Origin of the sequence: Achromobacter sp. UBA2119 (assembly GCF_002331005.1) — a bacterium.
Classification (GTDB): domain Bacteria; phylum Pseudomonadota; class Gammaproteobacteria; order Burkholderiales; family Burkholderiaceae_B; genus Achromobacter; species Achromobacter animicus.
Window position 1 is genome coordinate 1 of sequence record NZ_DCYD01000007.1, and the last position, 23,010, is coordinate 23,010.

17 protein-coding genes and 1 tRNA gene are annotated in these 23,010 nt (G+C 62.8%); 4 read left to right on the forward strand and 14 right to left on the reverse strand.

Annotated elements, in window-relative coordinates; translation table 11 throughout:
* Nucleotides 1–97: 97 nt before the first annotated feature.
* The 4 genes from fusA to B3098_RS03670 form a co-directional block, all read right to left on the reverse strand.
* Nucleotides 98–2,200 carry an elongation factor G gene (gene fusA, locus B3098_RS03655; protein ID WP_175124791.1) on the reverse strand — a complete coding sequence of 701 codons (2,103 nt, stop codon included), beginning with the start codon at nt 2,198–2,200 and terminating at the stop codon, nt 98–100.
* An 18-nt stretch (nt 2,201–2,218) separates the two neighbouring features.
* Nucleotides 2,219–2,689: a 30S ribosomal protein S7 gene (gene rpsG / locus B3098_RS03660; protein ID WP_006389600.1), complete on the reverse strand. Its 471-nt coding sequence runs from the start codon at nt 2,687–2,689 to the stop codon at nt 2,219–2,221.
* A gap of 166 nt (nt 2,690–2,855) precedes the next feature.
* Nucleotides 2,856–3,233: a 30S ribosomal protein S12 gene (gene rpsL / locus B3098_RS03665; RefSeq protein ID WP_005017264.1), complete on the reverse strand. Its 378-nt coding sequence runs from the start codon at nt 3,231–3,233 to the stop codon at nt 2,856–2,858.
* A 509-nt stretch (nt 3,234–3,742) separates the two neighbouring features.
* Nucleotides 3,743–4,444: a response regulator transcription factor gene (locus B3098_RS03670; protein WP_286891822.1), complete on the reverse strand. Its 702-nt coding sequence runs from the start codon at nt 4,442–4,444 to the stop codon at nt 3,743–3,745.
* Nucleotides 4,445–4,702: 258 nt separating this feature from the next.
* Here B3098_RS03670 and B3098_RS03675 point away from each other — a divergent pair, with 258 nt between their 5' ends.
* Genes B3098_RS03675 through B3098_RS03685 form a run of 3 tightly spaced genes read left to right on the forward strand, consistent with a single transcriptional unit; the run spans nt 4,703 to nt 8,874 of the window.
* On the forward strand, nt 4,703–5,419 hold the full coding sequence (locus B3098_RS03675; protein WP_286891824.1) for a response regulator transcription factor: 717 nt from the start codon (nt 4,703–4,705) through the stop codon (nt 5,417–5,419).
* Between the two features lie 34 nt (nt 5,420–5,453).
* A complete protein-coding gene (locus B3098_RS03680; RefSeq protein WP_414631259.1) occupies nt 5,454–6,560 on the forward strand; it encodes a FecR domain-containing protein in 1,107 nt (368 codons plus the stop codon).
* A 10-nt stretch (nt 6,561–6,570) separates the two neighbouring features.
* The gene (locus tag B3098_RS03685) at nt 6,571–8,874 is read left to right on the forward strand and encodes a CHASE2 domain-containing protein (RefSeq protein ID WP_286891825.1); all 2,304 of its coding nucleotides are present in this window, start codon (nt 6,571–6,573) and stop codon (nt 8,872–8,874) included.
* A 10-nt stretch (nt 8,875–8,884) separates the two neighbouring features.
* On the opposite strand, the gene B3098_RS03690 is transcribed toward B3098_RS03685, so the two are convergent.
* Nucleotides 8,885–10,165, reverse strand: a complete 1,281-nt coding sequence (locus tag B3098_RS03690; protein ID WP_286891833.1) for a serine/threonine protein kinase — start codon at nt 10,163–10,165, stop codon at nt 8,885–8,887.
* Nucleotides 10,166–10,320: 155 nt separating this feature from the next.
* On the opposite strand from B3098_RS03690, the gene B3098_RS03695 reads away from it, so the two are divergent.
* On the forward strand, nt 10,321–10,716 hold the full coding sequence (locus tag B3098_RS03695) for a TssQ family T6SS-associated lipoprotein (protein WP_175124862.1): 396 nt from the start codon (nt 10,321–10,323) through the stop codon (nt 10,714–10,716).
* Nucleotides 10,717–10,830: 114 nt separating this feature from the next.
* On the opposite strand, the gene rpoC is transcribed toward B3098_RS03695, so the two are convergent.
* From rpoC to B3098_RS03740, 9 genes are all read right to left on the reverse strand, one after another.
* The gene (rpoC, locus tag B3098_RS03700) at nt 10,831–15,075 is read right to left on the reverse strand and encodes a DNA-directed RNA polymerase subunit beta' (protein ID WP_175124796.1); all 4,245 of its coding nucleotides are present in this window, start codon (nt 15,073–15,075) and stop codon (nt 10,831–10,833) included.
* A complete protein-coding gene (rpoB, locus tag B3098_RS03705) occupies nt 15,075–19,187 on the reverse strand; it encodes a DNA-directed RNA polymerase subunit beta (RefSeq protein WP_175124797.1) in 4,113 nt (1,370 codons plus the stop codon). Before rpoB ends, rpoC begins: the two co-directional genes overlap by 1 nt.
* A 161-nt stretch (nt 19,188–19,348) precedes the next feature.
* Nucleotides 19,349–19,729, reverse strand: a complete 381-nt coding sequence (gene rplL, locus B3098_RS03710; RefSeq protein WP_008157777.1) for a 50S ribosomal protein L7/L12 — start codon at nt 19,727–19,729, stop codon at nt 19,349–19,351.
* A gap of 81 nt (nt 19,730–19,810) precedes the next feature.
* Nucleotides 19,811–20,335: a 50S ribosomal protein L10 gene (rplJ, locus tag B3098_RS03715; protein ID WP_056320723.1), complete on the reverse strand. Its 525-nt coding sequence runs from the start codon at nt 20,333–20,335 to the stop codon at nt 19,811–19,813.
* A 274-nt stretch (nt 20,336–20,609) separates the two neighbouring features.
* Complete coding sequence (gene rplA, locus B3098_RS03720) at nt 20,610–21,311, reverse strand: 50S ribosomal protein L1 (RefSeq protein ID WP_056320726.1); 702 nt, start codon at nt 21,309–21,311, stop codon at nt 20,610–20,612.
* 2 nt (nt 21,312–21,313) lie between these two features.
* Nucleotides 21,314–21,745: a 50S ribosomal protein L11 gene (rplK, locus tag B3098_RS03725; RefSeq protein WP_056320728.1), complete on the reverse strand. Its 432-nt coding sequence runs from the start codon at nt 21,743–21,745 to the stop codon at nt 21,314–21,316.
* A gap of 63 nt (nt 21,746–21,808) precedes the next feature.
* Nucleotides 21,809–22,342 carry a transcription termination/antitermination protein NusG gene (gene nusG / locus B3098_RS03730; protein ID WP_006389586.1) on the reverse strand — a complete coding sequence of 178 codons (534 nt, stop codon included), beginning with the start codon at nt 22,340–22,342 and terminating at the stop codon, nt 21,809–21,811.
* Between the two features lie 9 nt (nt 22,343–22,351).
* Complete coding sequence (gene secE, locus B3098_RS03735) at nt 22,352–22,732, reverse strand: preprotein translocase subunit SecE (RefSeq protein WP_046806052.1); 381 nt, start codon at nt 22,730–22,732, stop codon at nt 22,352–22,354.
* Nucleotides 22,733–22,796: 64 nt separating this feature from the next.
* Nucleotides 22,797–22,872: transfer RNA gene (locus B3098_RS03740), tRNA-Trp, on the reverse strand.
* Between the last annotated feature and the right edge of the window lie 138 nt (nt 22,873–23,010).

Here is a 23,010-nt window from a genome sequence, read left to right on the forward strand (position 1 = left end):
TCAAACTTGCCTTTTGCCATGATCTCTATCCTTTGACTTTCAAGGAAACTTGATTTCTGCCGGGGCCGTCCGGATGGACGGACCCGGCAAGGGTTATTTACTTGGCCCGAGCGGCGATGACTTCGTCAGCGACGTTCTTGGGAGCCTCGGAGTAATGCTTGAATTCCATCGTGTACGTAGCACGGCCTTGCGTCAGCGAACGCAGGTTCGTGGCGTAACCGAACATCTCGGCCAGGGGCACTTCAGCCTTGATGGTCTTGCCACCGCCAACCATGTCGTCCATGCCTTGGACCATGCCGCGACGCGAGGACAGATCGCCCATCACGGTGCCAGCGTAGTCTTCCGGCGTTTCGACTTCGACGGCCATCATCGGTTCCAGCAGCACGGGGCTAGCCTTGCGCATGCCTTCCTTGAATGCCATCGAACCGGCCATCTTGAACGCGTTTTCGTTCGAGTCGACGTCGTGGTACGAACCGAAGAACAGCGTGACCTTGACGTCCACGACCGGGTAGCCGGCCAGGATGCCCGAAGGCAGCGTTTCCTGGATGCCCTTGTCCACCGCGGGGATGTATTCGCGAGGAACCACACCGCCCTTGATGGCGTCCACGAATTCGTAGCCGCCGCCAGGAGCCAGAGGCTCGACCTTCAGGACAACGTGACCGTACTGACCACGACCGCCCGACTGCTTGACGAACTTGCCTTCGACTTCTTCGCAGACCTTGCGGATGGTTTCGCGGTAGGCCACTTGCGGCTTGCCGACGTTGGCTTCCACGCCGAATTCGCGCTTCATGCGGTCGACCAGAATTTCCAGGTGGAGCTCGCCCATGCCGGAAATGATGGTTTGGCCGGATTCTTCGTCGCTGCGCACGCGGAACGACGGATCTTCCTGAGCCAGACGCGACAGCGCCAGACCCATCTTTTCCTGGTCAGCCTTCGACTTGGGTTCGACGGCCTGCGAAATCACGGGCTCCGGGAAAATCATGCGTTCGAGCAGGATGTGGGAGTCGATGTCGCACAGCGTTTCGCCGGTGGTCACGTCCTTCAGGCCGACCACGGCGGCGATGTCGCCTGCCAACACTTCCTTGATTTCTTCGCGGTTGTTCGCGTGCATCTGCAGAATGCGGCCGATACGTTCCTTCTTGCCCTTGATGGGGTTGTAGACCGTATCGCCCGACTTCAGGACGCCCGAGTACACACGCACGAAGGTCAATTGACCCACGAACGGATCGCTCATCAGCTTGAATGCCAGGGCCGAGAACTTCTCGGTGTCGTCGGCATTGCGCTTGATGGCGTTGCCATCGTCGTCCTGACCGTCGACCGGGGGGATGTCCACGGGCGAAGGCAGGTAGTCGATGACCGCGTCCAGCATGCGCTGCACGCCCTTGTTCTTGAAGGCGGTGCCGCACAGCATCGGCTGGATTTCGCCAGCGATGGTGCGTTGACGGATGGCCAGGTTGATTTCGGCTTCTTCCAAGGAACCCGTTTCCAGGTACTTGTTCATCAGCTCTTCCGACGACTCAGCGGCGGCTTCAACCAGCTTTTCACGCCATTCGTTCGCCAGACCTTCCAGCTCGGCCGGAACGTCCTTGTAGTCGAACTTGGTGCCTTGGCTGGCTTCGTCCCAAATGATCGCCTTCATCTTGACCAGGTCGACCACGCCTTGGAAAGTGTCTTCGGCGCCGATGGGGATGACGATCGGCACGGGATTGGCGCGCAGGCGGTTCTTCAGTTGGTCATAGACCTTGAAGAAGTTGGCGCCGGTGCGGTCCATCTTGTTGACGAAGGCCAGACGCGGCACGCCGTACTTGTTGGCTTGACGCCACACGGTTTCGGACTGGGGCTGAACACCGCCCACCGCGCAGTAGACCATGCAAGCACCGTCCAGGACGCGCATGGAACGTTCCACCTCGATGGTGAAGTCCACGTGTCCCGGGGTGTCGATGATGTTGATGCGGTGCTCGGGGTAGTTGCCGGCCATGCCACGCCAAAACGCCGTCGTAGCAGCCGACGTAATGGTGATGCCACGCTCTTGCTCTTGCTCCATCCAGTCCATGGTGGCTGCGCCATCATGCACTTCGCCAATCTTGTGATTGACGCCGGTGTAGAACAGGATACGTTCGGTCGTGGTGGTCTTCCCTGCATCGATGTGCGCAGAGATACCAATGTTGCGATAGCGCTCGATCGGGGTTTTGCGGGCCATGGTGGATTAGTCCTTAAATTACCAGCGGAAATGGCTGAAGGCCTTGTTGGCCTCTGCCATCTTGTGCGTGTCTTCGCGCTTCTTCATCGCGGCGCCACGACCTTCGGAGGCGTCGATCAGTTCGCCAGCAAGACGCAGATCCATCGACTTCTCGCCACGCTTCTTGGCGGCTTCACGGAGCCAACGCATAGCCAGGGCCAGGCGGCGCACGGGGCGCACTTCAACCGGCACTTGGTAGTTGGCACCGCCAACGCGGCGGCTCTTGACTTCGACGATCGGCTTGATGTTGTTGATCGCCAGGCTGAAAACCTCGATCGGCTCTTTGCCGGTCTTGGTGGCGACTTGCTCGAGGGCGCCGTAAACGATGCGCTCGGCGACGGCCTTCTTGCCGTCCAGCATGACGACGTTCATGAACTTGGCGAGCTCGACGCTGCCGAACTTGGGATCGGGCAGAATCTCGCGCTTGGGTACTTCGCGACGACGGGGCATTGTTGCTTCCTTGTGTCTGTTCAGTTGAACCGTGTTTCATTACACGGCCATGGCCGTCCATTGGGACGACCCCTTACGTGCCGCGCACCTTCCCATCATCTGGACGGCGCGGTCGCACTTCCCGGGTGACGGACTTCCGTCACGTGGGGGTACTGCCGACTTGCTATTAAGCCTTCTTCGGGCGCTTGGCGCCGTACTTCGAGCGGGCTTGCTTACGGTCCTTGACGCCTTGCAGGTCAAGGGAACCGCGCACGATGTGATAACGCACACCGGGCAAGTCCTTCACACGGCCGCCACGCACCAGAACCACCGAGTGCTCTTGCAGGTTGTGGCCTTCACCGCCGATGTACGAAATGACTTCGTAACCGTTGGTCAGACGCACTTTGGCAACCTTACGCAGAGCGGAGTTCGGCTTCTTGGGGGTGGTGGTGTACACGCGAGTGCACACGCCGCGGCGTTGCGGGCAGTTTTCGAGCGCGGGGCTCTTGCTTTTGATGATGCTGACTTCGCGCGGCTTGCGCACGAGTTGGCTAATGGTAGGCATGACCTTTGAAATCCCTTTTACGTACCACTGGTAAGTACTTACGTACTCGTCTCCTGGAGCGGGTGAGCTTTCGGAGAAGGCAGTTCGCGCAAAACCGCCTCAAACGTTCAAATACGTAAAAGAGCGGGCTTGCCAACAAACCATGACAAACGCACAAAATCGGGTGCAGCCAGAAAAACAGTTGGTGCTAGCTGGGCCAAGGACAAAGGTTCGTGACGCGCCTTTGGGCCTTGATCCTGAACTGTCTGCCTGAGCGTGCGGATTTTGCGCGCGAAATAAAGCAGTAAGCCCTTTAGCATAACTGAGATCAAGGGCTACTGTCAAAGTTTTTTGTAAGTGTCGCGCAGCGGCGAGTTGGCGCGAAAAGCGGGGCATTTGACCGCCGCTGGCGAAAATTGGGGCCACGTAGCGGGCAGATCGAGGACCGGCAAGTGCGGCCGGGCCGTGACGCCCTATCCGGGCAATCCCTGCCCTCCGGCATGGATCTGCGGAGTGTACAGCGTGCGTGTTTAGCGGTCTGTAAAAAGATAGCCGCTGCCGTATACCGTGCGGATCGGCAACACCACGCCTGCCTGTTCGGCCTTGCGCCGCAGTCGACTGACAATAACGTCGATGCTGCGCGCGCTGCTGGCTCGTGCAGCGCCCCCTTCCACCTGCAATTCGTTCCCCAGGGCTTCGCGGTCGACCGCCTTTCCCGCCACGTTCAGCAGGGCGCGAACGATGAGGCGCTCGTTGGCGGACAGCGACAGCGTGACGCCATTCGGGGCGGCCAGCGTCCAGCCCTGGTCGTGGAGCTCCCAGCGGCCGCTGCTGGCGTCCTGCGGCTCGGCGGGATCGGCGGCCGCCGGTAGGCGGCGCGCCAGCGCCAGCAAGATGCATACGAGTTCACGAGGATCCTGGGGATCAGGCAGGCAGGCATCGGCGCCGCTCTGCAGGCAGCGCAAGCGGCTGTCCACCGGCATGTCCTTGCCGACAACCACGATGCCCAGCGGTGCGGAGCCATGCAGCCGCGCAATGAGGGCGTAACCGATTTCGCCCGACGCGCCGATGTCCAGAACCACGGCGTCGTGGTGGCCGCTGCTGAGCAGGCCGAACAATTCCAACGAGGTCGAGCACCCGCGAGCCGAGATGCCGGCCTGCAACAGCGTGGACACGGACGAACCGCGCACGGTTTCGTCCGGTGACATCACAAGTATGCGCAATTGATTCATATCTGTTCCGGTCTGCATTCCCTCCCCTTGCACCGCCTGCTGTGTCGCGGCTGGTGACATCGTTGGAACAGTTTGGCGTCGCCCTATGCAACAACTCCAGTCAAGATTCGTCAACTTTGCAATGTTTGACAGTTCTTGCCATAACGTAGCCGCCGAAGGGTTTTCCCGAGTTATCATTCGTTTACATAAATCCCCCCTTCGTTTTGCTAGGTCGCCACACGCGCGCCTGCGCAGCCAACTTTCGCGAGAACTCGTCTAATGAAAATCGCGTCGCTGGAAGACGACCTGGACCAGGCTCGGCGCATCCAGCAAGTTCTGACCGCCGCCGGCTATGCTTGCACCAGCTATCACCAGAGCCGGGATCTGCTCGCAGCCCTTCGCACTGAAACGTATGACCTGGTGCTGCTGGACTGGCACCTGCCCGACATCGACGGCGACGACGTCGTCCGCTGGCTGCGCACACACATCGGCGCGCGCATTCCCGTGATTTTCCTGACCAACCGGTCGGCCGAGGATGATCTGGTCGAAGGCCTGCGTGCAGGCGCGGACGACTACATCGTCAAGCCGATGCGTCCGCTGGAGCTGCTGGCACGGGTCGCGGCGCTGTTGCGCCGCAGCCAGATCGCCGAGCCCGTCGACCAGACCCTTGAAGTCGCGCGGTATCGGATCGACCCCGCGGCGCGCGCCATTTCGCTGGACGACGTCGCGATTTCGCTGGCCCCGAAGGAATTCGAGCTGGCCCTGCTGTTCTTTCGCAATGTCGGCCGGCTCATGTCGCGCGACGTGCTCGCCGAGTGCGTCTGGAACCGCGAAATCCCCGCCACCTCGCGCACGCTGGACACGCACCTGTCGAACATCCGGCAGAAGCTGCAGCTCCGTCCGCAGCACGGCGTGCGCCTGACCTCCTCTTATGCGCTTGGCTACCGGCTCGAACTGGTCAGCCCGTCCGACGACGGCCAGAACCTCTCGCCGTAACGGCGTCGCCCGAATCCCTGGAGAATCGTTTGCCATGAGCCGCTTCCGCGCGCTTTCTCTGCTTGTCCTGGCTTCCTGCATGACGCTGGCCGCCCCCGCGCACAGCCAGCCCGCCGGCGCATTGGGCGACGACTTCATCCATCGCGTGCGCCAGGGCGAGACGCTGATCGAACTGGCCACGCAGTACACGCGCAACCAGGCCAACTGGAACCGGTTGCAGACGCTCAACAAGGTCGCCACCCCGGAACTGCTGCCCATCGGGTTGGAACTGCACATCCCGCTGGCGATGATTCCGGTGCGCGACGCGCAGGCGCAGGTCGTGCACGTCAGCGGCGAGGCCAGCCTGAATGGCAAGTCCGTGCAGCCCGGAACGCCGGTGTCCGAAGGCAGTACGCTGGAAACCGCCCCCAACGGTTTCGTCACCCTGCAGCTTGCCGACGGATCGCGGCTGACGTTGCCGTCCAACGGCGCGGTGGACCTCACACGCCTGCGCCAGTTCGAAGGCACTGCGCTGACGGATTCGGTGATCAATGTGCGGCGCGGCAGCGTGGAATCCAGAGTCGCGCCAGCGGGCCAGGGTGTGGGCCGTTTCGAGATTCGCACGCCGGTCGCCGTGACGGGCGTGCGCGGCACGCGATTCCGCGTGCAGAGCAGCGCGCAAGGCGTCCATAGCGAAGTCCTGGAAGGCAGCGTGCGCTTGCAGGCGCACGCGCCCGGCGATTCGCCGGCCAAGCCGGTCGCGGTGGCGCAAGGTTACGGGGCCGCGGTGGGCGCCGACGGCGCCATGTCCGCCCTGCGTCCGCTGCTCGCCGCGCCGCAATTGGGCGATCCGGTACGCGCCGGCGGCACGTGGTCAGTGCCGTTTGCGCCGGTCGAAGGGGCGCAAAGCTATCTGGTTCGCGTCTCGCGCGATGCCGATGGCGCGCTGCCCGTGTCGTCCGCCAGCTTTCCCGCCAACGACATCCGCTTTTCCGCGCCGGGCCCCGGCACGTTCTACGTGTCGGTGCGCGCCGTCGATGCGCTTGGCCTGCACGGGGCGGATTCGGTCCGATCCTTCGAGGGCGCGAACATGTTGATGACGTCGTACGGCCTTGGCGTTGGCAGCGGCTCTGGCGGGCTGGTGACGCTGACCGCGTACTAGGACAAGCGCCATGGCCGCCCCCGCCGACTCGCTCGACCGGTCCTGGCGGTCCGGACTGTGGCTGACGTTGGCCTTGGCGGCGCTGGCCGCTTTCCTGGGCACTTTCAACGGGCTCGGCCGTCTTGATCAGGTCTTCTACGACCGCGCGGTGGTGATGACGGGCCGTCCGGCTGATCCGGACATCCTGGTCGTGGCGATCGACGACGCGAGCATCGACGCGCTGGGACGCTGGCCGTGGCGGCGTGCCATCCACGCGGCCTTGCTCGACCGGCTGGCGGGCGCGCGGGCTGTGGGGGTGGATCTCATTTTTGCCGAGCCAGACAAGATCAATGCCGCCGACGATGCCATCCTGGCGGACAGCATCCGGCGCAACGCGCACACCGTGCTGCCCGTGGTCCTGGACCATCTGAAAAACCCGACGGCCATCGGCCTGCCGATCCCCGAATTGGCGCAGGCATCGGCCTCTACCGGCTTCATCAATGCAGTCATCGACCCGGACGGCGTCGTGCGCGAAGCCGCCCTCACCGCGCAATTTGCCGGCAACCGCAGAAATCACCTGGCCATCTCGATGCTCGAGGTCGGCGGCGAAGCTGATCGCGCCCAACGGTTGCTCAAGCGTGCAAACGCCGACGGACGGATCCTGATCCCGTATGCAGGCCCGCCCGGCCACGTGCGGACCGTCTCCTATCTTTCGGTGCTGCGGGGCGATTGGACGCCCGATGAGCTGCGCGGCAAGTATGTGCTGGTGGGCGCCTGGGCGACGGGCCTGGGCGACGAGTATCCGACGCCGGTGTCGCACGACGTCAGCGGCATATCGGGCGTGGAGATCATCGCCAACGTTCTGCAGGCCGCGCGGGACGACATCGCCTTCCAGCGGCCGCCTGCCTGGTGGAGCGCGCTTTTCGCGCTGTTGCCGGTGTTGCTCGCCAGCCTGGCCTTGTGGCGCCTGTCGCCCAAGAAGGCGCTGCTGGTCAGCCTTGCGCTGCTGGCCGTCATCCCGCTTGCATCGTGGCTGCTGCTTGCCCAGGCCTATCTGTGGTTCGCACCGACCGCAGCGTTGGCGGGCGTGGCCTTGTGCTATCCGCTCTGGAGCTGGCGCAATCAGGAAGCCGCGCTGCGCTATATGGATACGGAACTGCAGCGCCTGCAGCGCGAATACCCCCCGATCCTGAACGAAGCCCGCGTGCAGCTTGCCAACCCGAATGCGTCGCTGGAGAGCCGGGTCGGCGAACTTCGGCGTGCGCTGGCGCGAGTGCGCAACCTGCGGCGGTTCCTGGCTGACGGGCTGGATGGCATGCCGGATGCGACGCTGGTGTTCGACCAGGAAGGCCGCATGCGATTCCGCAACCAGGCCGCCATCCTGTTCTTCCAGCGACTTGGCATCCGTCCGCCTCGGATCGGCCGGCCGGCAGCGCACCTGCTGGAACATACCCTCGCCGACGAGGCGGCGCGGACACGCGTGGCAGAGGCATTAAGCGGCCGCCCGCCCGCCGAAGCCGCCTCGCCTTGGAGCGCGGACGTCGAAGTGCGCGACCGCGCCGGCCGCGACCTGATCCTGAAATGCGCCCCCATCCACACGGCCGAGGGCCAGTTCGCAGGCACGGTCGCCACGCTGACCGACATCTCAAGCATTCGCCAGGCCGAGCGTCAACGCGAAGAAACGCTGCGCTTCATCTCGCACGACATGCGCGCGCCGCAAAGCTCGATCCTTGCGTTGGTGGAGCTATCGCGGGAAAGCGGGCAGCAGGATGTACGGCCCGACACGCTCGAGCGCATTGCGATGCTGGCCAACCGCACGCTCACGCTGGTCGATGACTTCGTGCATTTGACACGTGCCGAATCGATGCCGATCAGCACCATCGAGCTGGATCTGGGCAGTTTGCTGCAGGACGCCGTCGACGATCTCTGGCCGTCTGCCAACAAACGCGGCATCGCATTGGAGACCCGGATGCCGCTGCCGGTTGCCTACACCCGCGGCGAACAGACGCTGCTGATACGCGCGCTCTGCAATCTGGTCGACAACGCCATCAAGTACAGCGCCAGCGGCACGCGGATCGAATGCGGCATTGATGAACAGCCCAGCTTCTGGCGCGTGCGCATCAAGGATCAAGGCCAGGGGATCGCGGCCCAGGACGTGGCCCGGTTGTTCGAACCGTTTGCACGGGTGGGCGTTGAAACGCGGGGGGATGTGGGCGGTGCCGGGTTGGGACTGGCTTTCGTGCACACCGTCGCCAAACGGCATGGCGGGCGCATCGAGGTGCAGAGTGAACCGGGCGTCGGCTCCGAGTTCATCCTGCACCTGCCGAAGGTGTAGACCGCCTTATTTACTGGAAGGTGTGCGAGATGACCGCCGGCTTGCCCGGCTTGACCTCGAGCGTCATGCGCAACGGCGGCAGGTCGGCGTTGCGCACGACCACCTGGTACTTGCCCGGAATCAGCTTGAGGTCCTTCACGGGCGGGCTGATGCCGCGCGCCACGCCGTTGATCCAGACTTCACCCCATGGACGGATGTCCAGCCGCACGGTGACCGGCACGGGCTTGGGCTTGGGCGCCTCTTCAGTGGCGGCGGGCGGCGCCGGTTCCTGCACTTCGGGCGCTGGCGGCGCCTCGGCGGTACTCGCCGGATTTGACTGCGTCCCCGCGGATGCCGCGGCGGCCGTCGTGGCAGACCCGGCGGCGGCTGGCTGCCCGGATGCGGCGCCGCTGGCCGTCAACGACGGCAGATCCGCAGGCGCCTGGGTGGTCGCTGGCGCCGGCGGTGGCGCCGGCGGCGGAGTCTGCGGCAACGGATGCACGACGGGCGGATTCGGCTGCACGACTTCCGAGCGCGTGATGAGGGCGTTGGGCGTGCCCTTGCCCCACTGAAACCACGCGTAGACGCCTGCGCCGATGAGCGCCAGGATCAACAGCCAGAACAGCAACGGTCCCCGCCGCCGGGCGGGCTCGCGCCGTTCCGGCAAACCCGCCATGGGCGCGACCTTGGCCACTTCGTCCAATTCGTCTTCGGGCGCTTCGGGTTCGTCGTAGGCCGCAACGCCCAGCAGGCTGGCCAGCTCTGCCAACGACTGCGGCCGCGCCTTGGTGTCCATCGACATGCCGGCATCGATGACACGCAGGAATTCCTGGCTGTACTTGGGCAGCCCCATGTCCGCCAGCGCTTCGTATTCGTCGTGGGCGCGGCGTTCCGGCGCCGGCGGCGGCCGGCTGCCGATCACCAGGGCGTACGCCACCGCGCACAGGGAGTAGATGTCCGACCAGGGACCGCGCGGCCATTCCATGGAGTCGGTGTACAGCTCGAACGGCGCGAAGCCGGCGGCCGGCGTCCGGCTGGAACGGCGCGACCGCGCCACCGCCAGTTCGGGCAGCAGATGCGCGCGCGCGTTCTCGTCCATGCCGACGGTTTCGAGCGAAATGTCGCCACAGATTTCGCCCTGCGCATGCAGTGCGACGAGAGACGGCAGAAGGTCCGAGAGAAGCCGCTTGATGCGCGACTCCGGCACCCCGCCTGCCGCGCTGGCGGCAATGGCGCTCAACGGGCGCAGGGCCAACGGCGCGGCGCCGGAAAAGGGGCCACGCGGCGTCAACAAGCCGGCGGGAGTAGACATCATCGAAGCTGCGCGTGCGCGCCAAAACGGGTTCAGGGGCTATTTAGGCGGAATATTATCCAATCCGCAAGGTCAGGACATTGCCGAAAATGTCCGAGCGCATCAGGCTGTGGCACGATAGCGTACTGCGTCATCACCCTACATCTTTGGAAGCCATGAAAATTCGCATCCTGAGCAGTCTGCTTGGCGTATCGGCCCTCCTGGCCGGTTGCGCGGGCATCTCCAAACCGAAACCCGAGAGCCCTCCGACGGCCGAAGCCCTGGCCGAGCTGCAGCAGGTGCGCGACCAATACAGTGCCGGTCAATATGGCGAAGTCATCCGCGGCGTTGCCCGGTCCGATACCCTGGCCACCTCGTCCAAAGCAGTACGCATAGAGGCCTATAAGCTTCAGGCGTTCAGCTATTGCGTGACGCGTTATACCCAGCTTTGCGAGGACAGCTTCGCGCGTATCCTGGTGCTGGATCCGGCGTTTGAACTCGCCCCCGCCGAAGCCGGTCATCCGGTCTGGGGACCGGTCTTCCAGCGCGCCCGCGCACAGGCCGCCAAGTAGTCCTGCCGCACCCGTTCTTTTCGCAAGCAAAAAGGCCGCTGATTCGCATCAGCGGCCTTTTTATTTTCAGGCTTCCACCGCAGCCTCGCGGTGGAACCTGTCCAGACGATCCGCTTATTCGGCGGCGTCGTCGGTACCCACGTCGGAAGCAGGCGTCTCGGCGTCCGAACCCACCGTGACCGGTGCGTCTTCGAACGGGTTGGCCTGCTGGCGAGCGGCTTCGCGTTCCGCCGCCTCCAGCTGTTCCTTGTCGCGGCGTGCATGGTGGTAAGCCAGGCCGGTACCCGCCGGGATGAGGCGGCCGACGATGACGTTTTCCTTCAAGCCACGCAGGTCGTCGCGCTTGCCCATGATGGCGGCTTCGGTCAGGACACGGGTGGTCTCCTGGAACGAAGCAGCCGAGATGAACGAGTCGGTCGACAGCGAGGCCTTCGTGATACCCAGCAGCACGTTGTCGTACGTAGCCGGACGCAGGTCGGCAGCCGTGACGCGGTCGTTTTCGTTCAACAGCTCGGAGCGCTCGACCTGCTCGCCCGGGATGAACTCGGTGTCGCCCGCGTCAACGATGTTCACACGGCGCAGCATCTGACGAACAATCACTTCGATGTGCTTGTCGTTGATCTTCACGCCCTGCAGACGGTAAACGTCCTGCACTTCGTCGACGATGTACGTCGCCAGCTTCTCGATGCCTTGCAGGCGCAGGATGTCGTGGGGATCGGCCGGGCCGTCCACGATCATTTCGCCCTTGTTCACCACCTGGCCGTCGTGCACCAGCACCTGCTTTTCCTTCGGAATCAGGAACTCGTGGCTCACGCCTTCCAGGTCGGTGATGACCAGACGCTGCTTGCCCTTGGTGTCCTTGCCGAACGAAACCGTACCGGTGACGTCGGCGAGCATGCCGGCGTCCTTCGGCGAACGGGCTTCGAACAGTTCGGCCACACGCGGCAGACCGCCGGTAATGTCGCGGGTCTTTTGCGATTCTTGCGGAATACGCGCCAGAACTTCACCCACGGCAACCTGCTGGCCGTCACGCACCGTGATCAGCGCACCCACCGGGAACGAGATGTTCACCGAGTGATCGGTCCCGGCGATCTTGACGTCTTCGCCATTCTCGTTGACCAGCTTGATCTGCGGACGCATGACGATCTTGCCGCCACGGGTCTTCGGCGTGATGACGACGAGCGTCGACAGGCCGGTGACTTCGTCCACCTGCTTGGCAACGGTCACGCCTTCTTCGATGTTCTCGAAGCGGACGGCGCCGCCGTATTCCGACACGATCGGACGGGTCAGCGGATCCCACGTTGCCAGGCGCGCGCCGGCCTTCACGGCCTCGCCATCGCCCACCAGCACGGTCGCGCCGTACGGGATCTTGTGACGTTCGCGTTCGCGGCCGTTGTCGTCGAAGATCGCCAGTTCGCCCGAGCGCGAGATCGCGACACGTTCGCCCTTGGCGTTCGTGACGTAGCGCATCGTGCTGGCAAAACCGACGGTACCGGTCGACTTGGTTTCCACCGCGCTGGCCAGGGCCGAACGCGACGCCGCGCCACCGATGTGGAACGTACGCATCGTGAGCTGCGTGCCCGGTTCACCGATGGACTGGGCAGCGATAACGCCAACTGCCTCGCCCTGGTTGACCGGCGAACCACGACCCAGGTCGCGGCCGTAGCAATGCGCGCACAGACCATGACGCGTTTCGCAGGTCAGCGGCGTGCGGACCTTGACTTCGTCCACGCCGATGCGGTCGATGGTGTCGACCAGATCTTCGTCCAGCAGGGTGCCGGCGACGATGGCCGTTTCCTGCGTGTCCGGGTTGACGATGTCCACGGCAGCGACGCGGCCGAGGATGCGGTCGCGCAGCGGTTCGATGACTTCACCGCCTTCGACCAGGGCCTTCATGTTGTAGCCCTGCGACGTGCCGCAGTCGTCTTCGGTAATGACCAGATCCTGCGTCACGTCGACCAGACGACGGGTCAGGTAGCCCGAGTTCGCGGTCTTCAGTGCCGTATCGGCCAGACCCTTACGCGCACCGTGAGTGGAGATGAAGTACTGGAGTACGTTCAGGCCTTCACGGAAGTTTGCGGTAATGGGCGTTTCGATAATCGAGCCGTCCGGCTTGGCCATCAGGCCGCGCATACCGGCCAGCTGGCGGATCTGGGCAGCCGAACCGCGGGCGCCCGAGTCAGCCATCATGTAGATGGAGTTGAAGGACTCCTGGCGCACTTCCTCGCCGTGACGGTTGGTCACGGGCTCGGTGGCCAGTTGTTCCATCATCGCCTTGCCGACCTTGTCGCCAGCCTTGCCCCAGATGTCCACAACGTTGTTGTAGCGCTCTTGGGACGTGACCAGACCCGACGAGTACTGCTTGTCGATTTCCTTCACTTCGCGGCTGGCTTCGGCCAGGATGCCTTCCTTGGCGGTCGGGATCAGCATGTCGCCCATGGCGATCGAGATACCGCCGCGCGTGGCCAGGCGGAAGCCCGACTGCATCAGCTTGTCGGCGAAGATCACCGTGTCGCGCAGGCCGCAGCGGCGGAACGACTGGTTGATCAGACGCGAGATTTCCTTCTTCTTCAGCGCCTTGTTCAGGACGGTGAAGGGCAGGCCCTTGGGCAGGATCTCGGACAGCAGCGCGCGGCCGACCGTCGTCTCGTGACGGCGGATGACCGGTTGCCATTCGCCGTTCTCGTCGCGCTCATGTTCCTTCAGGCGCACGGTGATGCGGCTTTGCAGCTCGACTTCGTTGTTGTCGTAGGCGCGCTGGACTTCAGCGACGTCCATGAAGAAGATGCCTTCGCCACGGCCGTTGATGCGCTCGCGAGTCGTGTAGTACAGACCCAGCACGATGTCCTGCGACGGCACGATCGACGGTTCGCCGTTGGCCGGGAACAGCACGTTGTTGGACGCGAGCATCAGCGTGCGCGCTTCCAGCTGGGCTTCCAGCGACAGCGGCACGTGAACGGCCATCTGGTCACCGTCGAAGTCGGCGTTGAACGCCGCGCAAACCAGCGGGTGCAGCTGGATCGCCTTGCCTTCGATCAGCACCGGCTCGAACGCCTGGATGCCAAGACGGTGCAGCGTCGGCGCACGGTTCAGCATGACCGGGTGTTCGCGGATGACTTCTTCCAGGATGTCCCAGACCACCGGTTCCTGGCTTTCGACCAGTTTCTTGGCAGCCTTGATGGTCGTGGCCAGGCCCATCATCTCCAGACGATTGAAGATGAACGGCTTGAACAGTTCCAGGGCCATCAGCTTGGGCAGACCGCACTGATGCAGCTTGAGCTGCGGACCCACCACGATGACCGAACGGCCCGAGTAGTCGACGCGCTTGCCCAGCAGGTTCTGACGGAAACGACCGCTCTTGCCCTTGATCATGTCGGCCAGGGACTTGAGCTGGCGCTTGTTGGCGCCCGTCATGGCCTTGCCACGGCGGCCGTTGTCCAGCAGCGAGTCGACCGCTTCCTGCAGCATGCGCTTTTCGTTGCGCAGGATGATTTCAGGCGCCTTGAGCTCGAGCAGACGCTTCAGACGGTTGTTGCGGTTGATGACGCGGCGGTACAGGTCGTTCAGGTCGGAGGTCGCGAAGCGGCCGCCGTCCAGCGGCACCAGCGGACGCAGGTCCGGCGGCAGCACGGGCAGCACTTCCATGACCATCCACTCGGCCTTGATCCCGGACTTCTGGAAGCCTTCCAGCACCTTCAGGCGCTTGGAGATCTTCTTGATCTTGGCTTCCGAGCTGGTGGCCTTCAGTTCGCCGCGCAGCGTTTCCACTTCGCGGTCGATGTCGATGGTGCGCAGCAGTTCGCGCACGGCTTCGGCGCCCATCAGGGCACGGAAGTCGTCGCCGTATTCCTCGGTCTTGGCCAGGAAATCGTCGTCCGACATGATCTGGCCGCGCTTGAGCGGCGTCATGCCGGGTTCGATCACGCACCAGGCTTCGAAGTACAGCACGCGTTCGATGTCGCGCAGGGTCATGTCGAGCACCATGCCCAGACGCGACGGCAGGCTCTTCAGGAACCAGATGTGCGCGACGGGGCTGGCCAGCTCGATGTGGCCCATGCGTTCACGGCGAACCTTGGCGACGGTGACTTCAACGCCGCACTTTTCGCAGATCACGCCACGGTGCTTCAGGCGCTTGTACTTGCCGCACAGGCACTCGTAGTCTTTGATCGGGCCAAAGATCTTGGAGCAGAACAGGCCGTCACGCTCGGGCTTGAACGTGCGGTAGTTGATCGTCTCGGGCTTGCGGACTTCGCCGTAGGACCACGAACGGATCTTCTCGGGCGAGGCGATGCCGATCTTGATGGCATCGAACTGCTCGTCTTGAGAGACTTGCTTAAAGAGGTCGAGTAGCGCTTTCATTAGTTACGCTCCAAATCCATGTCCAGGGCCAACGAGCGGATTTCCTTGACCAGAACGTTGAACGATTCCGGCATGCCGGCGTCGATCACGTGGTCGCCCTTGACGATGTTCTCGTAAACCTTGGTACGACCGTTGATGTCGTCCGACTTCACCGTCAGCATTTCCTGCAGGGTGTAGGCGGCGCCGTATGCTTCCAGCGCCCACACTTCCATTTCCCCGAAACGCTGGCCGCCGAACTGCGCCTTGCCGCCCAGCGGCTGCTGGGTCACGAGCGAGTACGGGCCGGTGGAACGGGCGTGCATCTTGTCGTCGACCAAGTGGTGCAGCTTCAGGTAGTGCATGTAGCCGACAGTCACGGGGCGCTCGAATTGCTCGCCCGTGCGGCCGTCGAACAGCCATGCCTGCGTACGCGAAGGCGTCAGCGCCATGCGCTCGGCGACGTCATCCGGATAGGCCAGTTCCAGCATCTTGGTGATTTCCTCTTCGGTCGCGCCGTCGAAGACGGGCGTCGCGAACGGCACGCCGTTCTTGAGGTTCTGGGCCATTTCCATGACTTCGTCATCGGTCAGTTCGTCGATGCGCGCGCCGGAGCCGGTCGTGTTGTAGACCTTGTCCAGATAAGCGCGGACGTTCTTGACCTGCGCCGTGCGCTCGTCACGCAGCATGTCGGCGATGCGATGGCCAACACCCTTGGCAGCCCAGCCCAAGTGAACTTCCAGCACCTGGCCGACGTTCATCCGCGAGGGCACGCCCAGCGGGTTCAGAACGATGTCGGCCGGCGTGCCGTCAGCCATGTGGGGCATGTCTTCCACCGGGGTGATGCGCGAGACCACACCCTTGTTGCCGTGACGACCTGCCATCTTGTCGCCAGGCTGCAGACGACGCTTCACGGCCAGGTAGACCTTGATCATCTTCAGCACGCCCGGGGGCAGCTCGTCGCCTTGCGTCAGCTTCTTGCGCTTCTCTTCGAAGGCCAGATCGAACTGGTGACGCTTCTGCTCGAGCGATTCCTTGGCCTGTTCCAGCACGACAGCGTGCGGCTCATCGGCCAGACGGATGTCGAACCACTGCCAGCGATCCAAGTCGGCCAGGTAGGCCTTGGTGATCGTCGCGCCCTTGGCCAGCTTGCGCGGGCCGCCGTTGACGGTCTTGTTGACCAGCATCTTTTCGATACGATCGAACTGGTCGTTTTCAACGATGCGCAGCTGGTCGTTCAGGTCCTGGCGATAGCGGCGCAGTTCATCGTCGATGATGGACTGGGCGCGCTTGTCGCGCACGATGCCTTCACGCGTGAACACCTGCACGTCGATCACGGTGCCGGTCATGCCCGAAGGCACGCGCAGCGAGGTGTCCTTAACGTCGGACGCCTTTTCACCGAAGATGGCGCGCAGCAGCTTTTCTTCCGGCGTCAGCTGGGTTTCGCCCTTGGGCGTGACCTTGCCGACCAGCACGTCGTCGGCGCTGACTTCGGCGCCGATGTAGGTGATGCCGGAATCGTCCAGACGGTTCAACTGCGTTTCAGCGAGGTTGCTGATGTCGCGGGTGATTTCTTCCGGTCCGAGCTTCGTGTCGCGGGCGACAACCGTCAGTTCCTCGATGTGCACCGAGGTGTAGCGGTCATCCGCCACGACCTTTTCGGAGATCAGGATCGAGTCTTCGAAGTTGTAGCCGTTCCAGGGCATGAACGCGATCAGCATGTTCTGACCCAGGGCGAGTTCGCCCAGGTCGGTCGATGCGCCGTCAGCCAGCACGTCGCCCTTGGCAACGCGGTCGCCACGCTTGACGATCGGACGCTGGTTGATGTTCGTGTTCTGGTTGGAACGCGTGTACTTGATCAGGTTGTAGATGTCGACGCCCACTTCGCCGGCGACGTTTTCTTCGTCGTTCACGCGAATCACGACGCGCTCGGCGTCGACGTGGTCGACCAGACCGCCACGCAGCGCCTGCACGGTGGTGCCCGAGTCAACGGCCACGGTGCGCTCGATACCCGTACCCACGACCGGCTTTTCCGGGCGCAGGCAAGGCACGGCCTGACGTTGCATGTTGGCGCCCATCAGTGCGCGGTTCGCGTCATCGTGCTCGAGGAACGGAATCAGCGAGGCAGCGACCGACACGATCTGCGACGGAGCAACGTCCATGTAGTGCACGTTGGCCGGGGCGGTCAGCATCGTTTCGCCAGCTTCACGGCAGGCGACCAGGTCGTCAACAAAACGGCCTTCTTCGTCGAGCGCGGCGTTGGCCTGCGCGATGACGTAGTGGCTTTCTTCGATGGCCGACAGGTAGTCGATCTGGTCGCTGACGCGGCCGTCGACAATCTTGCGGTAAGGCGTTTCCAGGAAGCCGTACTCGTTCAAGCGAGCGTACAGCGCCATGGAGTTGATCAGACCGATGTTCGGGCCTTCCGGCGTTTCGATCGGGCAGACGCGGCCGTAGTGGGTCGGGTGCACGTCGCGGACTTCAAAGCCGGCGCGCTCGCGGGTCAGACCGCCCGGGCCCAGTGCGGAAACACGACGCTTGTGCGTGATTTCCGACAGCGGGTTGGTCTGGTCCATGAACTGCGAGAGCTGGCTCGAACCGAAGAACTCCTTGATGGCAGCCGAGATCGGCTTGGAGTTGATCAGGTCGTGCGGCATCAGGTTTTCCGTCTCGGCCTGGCCCAGACGTTCCTTGACGGCGCGCTCGACGCGCACGAGACCGGCGCGGAACTGGTTTTCGGCCAGTTCGCCCACGCAACGCACGCGGCGATTGCCCAAGTGATCGATGTCATCGATCTGGCCACGGCCGTTACGCAGCTCAACCAGCACCTTGATGGTTTCAAGGATGTCTTCGTTGGTCAGCGTCATCGGACCGGTGATGTCCTCACCACGGCCCAGACGGCTGTTGACCTTCATGCGGCCGACGCGCGACAGGTCGTACGTCTCTTCGCTGTAGAACAGACGCTGGAACAGCGCTTCCACCGCTTCTTCGGTGGGCGGCTCGCCAGGACGCATCATGCGGTAGATGGCAACGCGCGCGGCCATCTGGTCGGCGGTTTCATCGGTACGCAGCGTTTGCGAGATGTAGGGACCGCGGTCCAGGTCGTTGGTGTACAGCGCCTGGAAATCGTGCACGTTGGCGGCGCGCAGGGCGCCCAGCACGCTTTCCGTGATCTCGTCGTTGGCGTTGGCGATGACTTCGCCGGTGTCTTCATCGACGATGTTCTTGGCCAGCACGCGGCCGTACAGGAAATCTTCCGGCACGGAGATGCGCTGGATGCCGCCGGCAGCCAGGTCGCGCAGGTGCTTGGCGTTGATGCGCTTGTCTTTTTCGACGATCACCTTGCCCGAACGGTCGGCGATGTCGAAACGGGCCATTTCGCCCTTCCAGCGCTCAGGCACGAATTCCATCATCGCGCCTTCGCTCTTCAGTTCGAAGTTGTCGAAGTCGAAGAAGTTGGCCAGGATGGATTCCGGCGTCATGCCGATGGCCTTGCACAGGATCGTGACAGGCATCTTGCGACGGCGGTCGACGCGGAAGAACAGGACGTCCTTCGGGTCGAATTCGAAGTCCAGCCACGAGCCGCGGTAAGGAATCACGCGGGCCGAGAACAGGAGCTTGCCCGAGCTGTGCGTCTTGCCGCGGTCGTGTTCGAAGAACACGCCCGGCGAACGGTGCAGCTGCGAAACGATGACACGCTCCGTGCCGTTGATGACGAAGGAACCCGTGCCCGTCATGAGCGGAATTTCGCCCATGTAGACTTCCTGTTCCTTCACTTCCTTCACGGTGGGCTTGCTGACTTCGCGGTCAAGCAGCACCAGGCGGACCTTGGCTCGCAGGGGCGAGGCATAGGTCAGGCCACGTTGCTGACATTCCTTGACATCGAACACCGGTTCGCCGAGCACGTAGCTCACGAACTCCAAGCGCGCCATACCGTTGTGACTAACGATCGGGAAAATCGACGAGAACGCCGCCTGCAAACCGTCGGCTACGCGTTCGGACGGGGCGGTATCCGCCTGCAGGAAAGTTAGGTAGGATTGAAGCTGAGTCGCCAAAAGGAAGGGAACGTTTTGAACGTCTTCACGCTTGGCGAAGCTTTTGCGGATGCGCTTTTTTTCGGTGTACGAGTAAGGCATGAGCACTCCGACTCGAGGTTGCATGGGCCGTCAACCACGGCCCCAGGTGATACGACTCCAGGAAACCCCACTGAATGGGCATACCCTCAGTAGGGGTTTCCTGGAAACGCAAAAGCCCGGGGACTGCAAACTGTGCTGTCCCCGGGCAGTTGACGCAGGTCTTACTTGACTTCGACCTTGGCGCCAGCTTCTTCCAGCTTCTTCTTGGCGGCTTCGGCGTCAGCCTTGGCCACAGCTTCCTTGACGGGCTTCGGAGCGCCGTCGACCAGGTCCTTGGCTTCCTTCAGACCCAGACCGGTCAGCTCGCGCACGGCCTTGATGACGCTGACCTTGTTCGCGCCGGCTTCTTGCAGGACGACGGTGAACTCGGTTTGCTCTTCAGCAGCGGCGGCAGCGCCACCAGCGGCGGGAGCAGCAACAGCGACGGCAGCGGCAGCAGCCGACACGCCGAACTTCTCTTCCATTTCCTTGATCAGCTCGGACAGCTCGAGCACGGTCATGCCAGCGATGGCGTCAAGGATTTCAGCTTTGTTAAGTGCCATTTTTCAGAACTCCAAATATTTTGGTAATGCCAGGGTTTGGGTGTCGCTTCGTCGTTCAGCGAATTCCGGACAGCAGGGCGATTAGGCCGCTGCCTTCTGGTCGCGCACGGCAGCGAGGCCACGGGCGAACTTGGTCGGAACTTCGTTGAGCGTACGCACGAATTGCGCGATGGGGGCTTGCATGGTGCCAAGCAGCTTCGACAGCAACTCTTCGCGCGAGGGCATGGTGGCCAGAGCCTTCACACCTTCTTGGTTCAGCAAGTTGTTGGGCAGAGCGCCCGCCTTGATGACCAGCTTGTCGTTGCTTTTCGCGAAGCCAGCGATGACCTTGGCCGCCGCGACCGGATCGGTGCTGATGCCATAGATCAGCGGACCGGTCAGTTGCTCAGCCAACGGCTCGAAAGCCGTGCCGGCAACAGCACGACGGGCCAGCGAGTTCTTCAGAACACGCAGATACACGCCCGATTCACGCGCAGTTTTGCGCAGTACGGTGACAGAGGCGACGTCCAGACCACGGTACTCAGCGATAACAATCGATTGGGCCTTGGCGACTTCCGCCGAGACTTCCTCGATTACCACCGCTTTCTCTTGACGATTGAGACTCACGGTTTGAACACTCCATCAAAAGACGCCTGGGGCCGGAGCCTTGCGCGTCAACCGAATGCGGCGCCTGGACGAGTTCTTCGGGTAAAGAAATCTTCCTGGGGACGCCGTCTACGCTGGATCCGGACTATGCGAGCTCCGGGATTAAGCGGGGCAGCGGCGATGCTGCTTTCCTTGCGGAAGGAAGAATCCCTTCCACTGCCCTGCTCCAGCGGTCTTTGACAGCAACATCCGGAGGGGTCCGGATGCAGCCCAAAGTACGTTTACTGCTGTTGGCTTAGTTGGAAGCCGACAGCGAGGCAATTTCCACACGCGCACCGCCGCCCATCGTGGACGAAACGGCGAGCTTGCGCAGGTAAATGCCCTTGGCAGCTGCGGGACGCGCCTTTTGCAGGGCGTCGACCAGAGCGGCCAGGTTGGTTTGCAGCTGTTCCACGCCGAACGACGCACGGCCGATCGTTGCGTGGATGATGCCAGCCTTGTCGGTACGGTACTGAACCTGACCGGCCTTTGCGTTCTTGACAGCGGTTGCGACGTCGGGGGTCACGGTGCCGACCTTCGGGTTCGGCATCAGGCCGCGCGGGCCCAGGATCTGGCCCAGGGCGCCGACGACACGCATCGTGTCGGGCGAGGCGATGACGACGTCAAAGTCCATTTGACCGGCCTTGATGCTGTCAGCCAGGTCGTCCAGACCAACGATGTCAGCGCCAGCAGCCTTGGCGGCTTCAGCCTTGTCGCCTTGGGCGAACACGGCGACGCGAACCGACTTGCCGGTGCCGGCGGGCAGCACGACCGAACCGCGGACCAGTTGGTCCGACTTCTTCGGGTCGATGCCGAGCTGCACGGCCACGTCAATGGATTCATTGAACTTGGCGACGGCGGTTTCCTTGACCAGGGTCAGGGCTTCAGCGACCGGGTACAGCTTGGTGCGGTCGATCTTTTGTGCAATAGCGGCGGCGCGCTTGGACAACTTTGCCATGATTAGATCCCCTCAACCGTGATGCCCATGCTGCGGGCGCTGCCAGCGATCGTGCGCACTGCGGCTTCCAGATCGGCGGCGGTCAGGTCGGGACCCTTGGCCTTGGCGATTTCTTCAGCTTGTGCGCGCGTCAGCGTGCCGACTTTGTCGGTATGCGGCTTGGGCGAACCCTTTTGCACGCCAGCGGCCTTCTTGATGAGGACCGTCGCGGGCGGGGTCTTCATGATGAAGGTGAAGCTCTTGTCCGCGAAGGCGGTGATCACCACCGGAATCGGCAGACCAGGCTCCATGCCTTGGGTCTTGGCGTTGAACGCCTTGCAGAATTCCATGATGTTCAGGCCACGCTGACCCAGAGCCGGGCCAATCGGGGGGGAGGGGTTAGCCTTACCAGCCGGCACTTGCAGCTTGATAAAGCCGACGATCTTCTTCGCCATGCTTTGCTCCTTGCGGGTTATATCGCCCTGGCCTGTGCGGACAGGGCTCCCCGGGGGTTAAATTCAGGTCTTTTCGACCTGGCTGAAATCGAGCTCGACGGGCGTGGCGCGACCAAAAATGGTGACGGACACACGGACCTTGCTCTTTTCGTAGTTGACTTCTTCGACATTGCCGTTGAAGTCCGCAAACGGACCTTCCTTGACCCGAACCATCTCGCCCACTTCGAACAGGATCTTGGGGCGGGGTTTCTCGACGCCCTCTTCCATCTGGGAGAGGATCTTTTCGACTTCCTTTTCTGAAATCGGGGTCGGACGATTGCCCGAGCCGCCCAAAAAGCCGGTGACTCGGTTGGTGTTCTTGACCAGGTGCCACGTTTCGTCGGTCAGGTCCATTTCAACCAGGACGTAACCGGGGAAAATGCGGCGCTCGGTGATCGACTTCTGACCACCCTTGACCTCGACGACTTCTTCGGAGGGCACAAGAATGCGGCCAAAAGACGTTTGCAGGCCCGCGCGCTCGATGCGCTCGTTCAGGGCCTTGTGTACGCTTTTTTCCATGCCGGAGTACACATGGACGACATACCAACGCTTACTCATTTGCCGTCCTTATTTCCAGCCCAGCAGCAGGCCATAGAGAATCCATTCGATGCCCTTGTCGAGCACCCACATGAAAATGCCCATGACCGCGACAAACGCGAAAACGATGCCCGTCATCTGGGTCGTTTCCTTGCGAGTGGGCCACGCGACACGCTTGACTTCGTTGTAGGACTCGCTGGCAAAGCTCAGGGTGCGGCGACCGGGTTCGCTGAACCAGGCGATCGCAGCTGCGATCACGAGGCCGCCGACGAACACACCGATACGAGCGGGCATCGGCTGTGCGCTAAGCACGGAAAACCCGACGATGCCAGCAATAACGACGAGAACCGCCAGCCCGAGCTTGACCCGGTCGGCGGTACTGGTTACGGTTTCAACGCTGGTATTAGACATATTGCGACGCGAGCCGCCGTGAATGCGTAACTCGCGATGATCTCCCGCGGGTTTATCCTGGCGGTGGCAGGGGCAGTAGGAATCGAACCTACAACCTTCGGTTTTGGAGACCGACGCTCTGCCAATTGAGCTATGCCCCTAAACACATCAAACTCTTGTTCCGCCTGCATCGGCTCGCGGAACCATACATAGTACTACTTTTACAGCAAAGATGGATAGAGGGGCATGAATGCCCACCCTACCCATCCGGGTATTGCTTACTTCAGGATCTTGGCGAC

Bases quoted from the DNA above. Each gene is read 5' to 3' on its own strand.
- fusA (WP_175124791.1), bottom strand. From the start codon at position 2,200: ATGGCCCGCAAAACCCCGATCGAGCGCTATCGCAACATTGGTATCTCT.
- rpsG (WP_006389600.1), bottom strand. From the start codon at position 2,689: ATGCCCCGTCGTCGCGAAGTACCCAAGCGCGAGATTCTGCCCGATCCC.
- rpsL (WP_005017264.1), bottom strand. From the start codon at position 3,233: ATGCCTACCATTAGCCAACTCGTGCGCAAGCCGCGCGAAGTCAGCATC.
- B3098_RS03670 (WP_286891822.1), bottom strand. From the start codon at position 4,444: ATGAATCAATTGCGCATACTTGTGATGTCACCGGACGAAACCGTGCGC.
- B3098_RS03675 (WP_286891824.1), top strand. From the start codon at position 4,703: ATGAAAATCGCGTCGCTGGAAGACGACCTGGACCAGGCTCGGCGCATC.
- B3098_RS03680 (WP_414631259.1), top strand. From the start codon at position 5,454: ATGAGCCGCTTCCGCGCGCTTTCTCTGCTTGTCCTGGCTTCCTGCATG.
- B3098_RS03685 (WP_286891825.1), top strand. From the start codon at position 6,571: ATGGCCGCCCCCGCCGACTCGCTCGACCGGTCCTGGCGGTCCGGACTG.
- B3098_RS03690 (WP_286891833.1), bottom strand. From the start codon at position 10,165: ATGTCTACTCCCGCCGGCTTGTTGACGCCGCGTGGCCCCTTTTCCGGC.
- B3098_RS03695 (WP_175124862.1), top strand. From the start codon at position 10,321: ATGAAAATTCGCATCCTGAGCAGTCTGCTTGGCGTATCGGCCCTCCTG.
- rpoC (WP_175124796.1), bottom strand. From the start codon at position 15,075: ATGAAAGCGCTACTCGACCTCTTTAAGCAAGTCTCTCAAGACGAGCAG.
- rpoB (WP_175124797.1), bottom strand. From the start codon at position 19,187: ATGCCTTACTCGTACACCGAAAAAAAGCGCATCCGCAAAAGCTTCGCC.
- rplL (WP_008157777.1), bottom strand. From the start codon at position 19,729: ATGGCACTTAACAAAGCTGAAATCCTTGACGCCATCGCTGGCATGACC.
- rplA (WP_056320726.1), bottom strand. From the start codon at position 21,311: ATGGCAAAGTTGTCCAAGCGCGCCGCCGCTATTGCACAAAAGATCGAC.
- rplK (WP_056320728.1), bottom strand. From the start codon at position 21,745: ATGGCGAAGAAGATCGTCGGCTTTATCAAGCTGCAAGTGCCGGCTGGT.
- nusG (WP_006389586.1), bottom strand. From the start codon at position 22,342: ATGAGTAAGCGTTGGTATGTCGTCCATGTGTACTCCGGCATGGAAAAA.
- secE (WP_046806052.1), bottom strand. From the start codon at position 22,732: ATGTCTAATACCAGCGTTGAAACCGTAACCAGTACCGCCGACCGGGTC.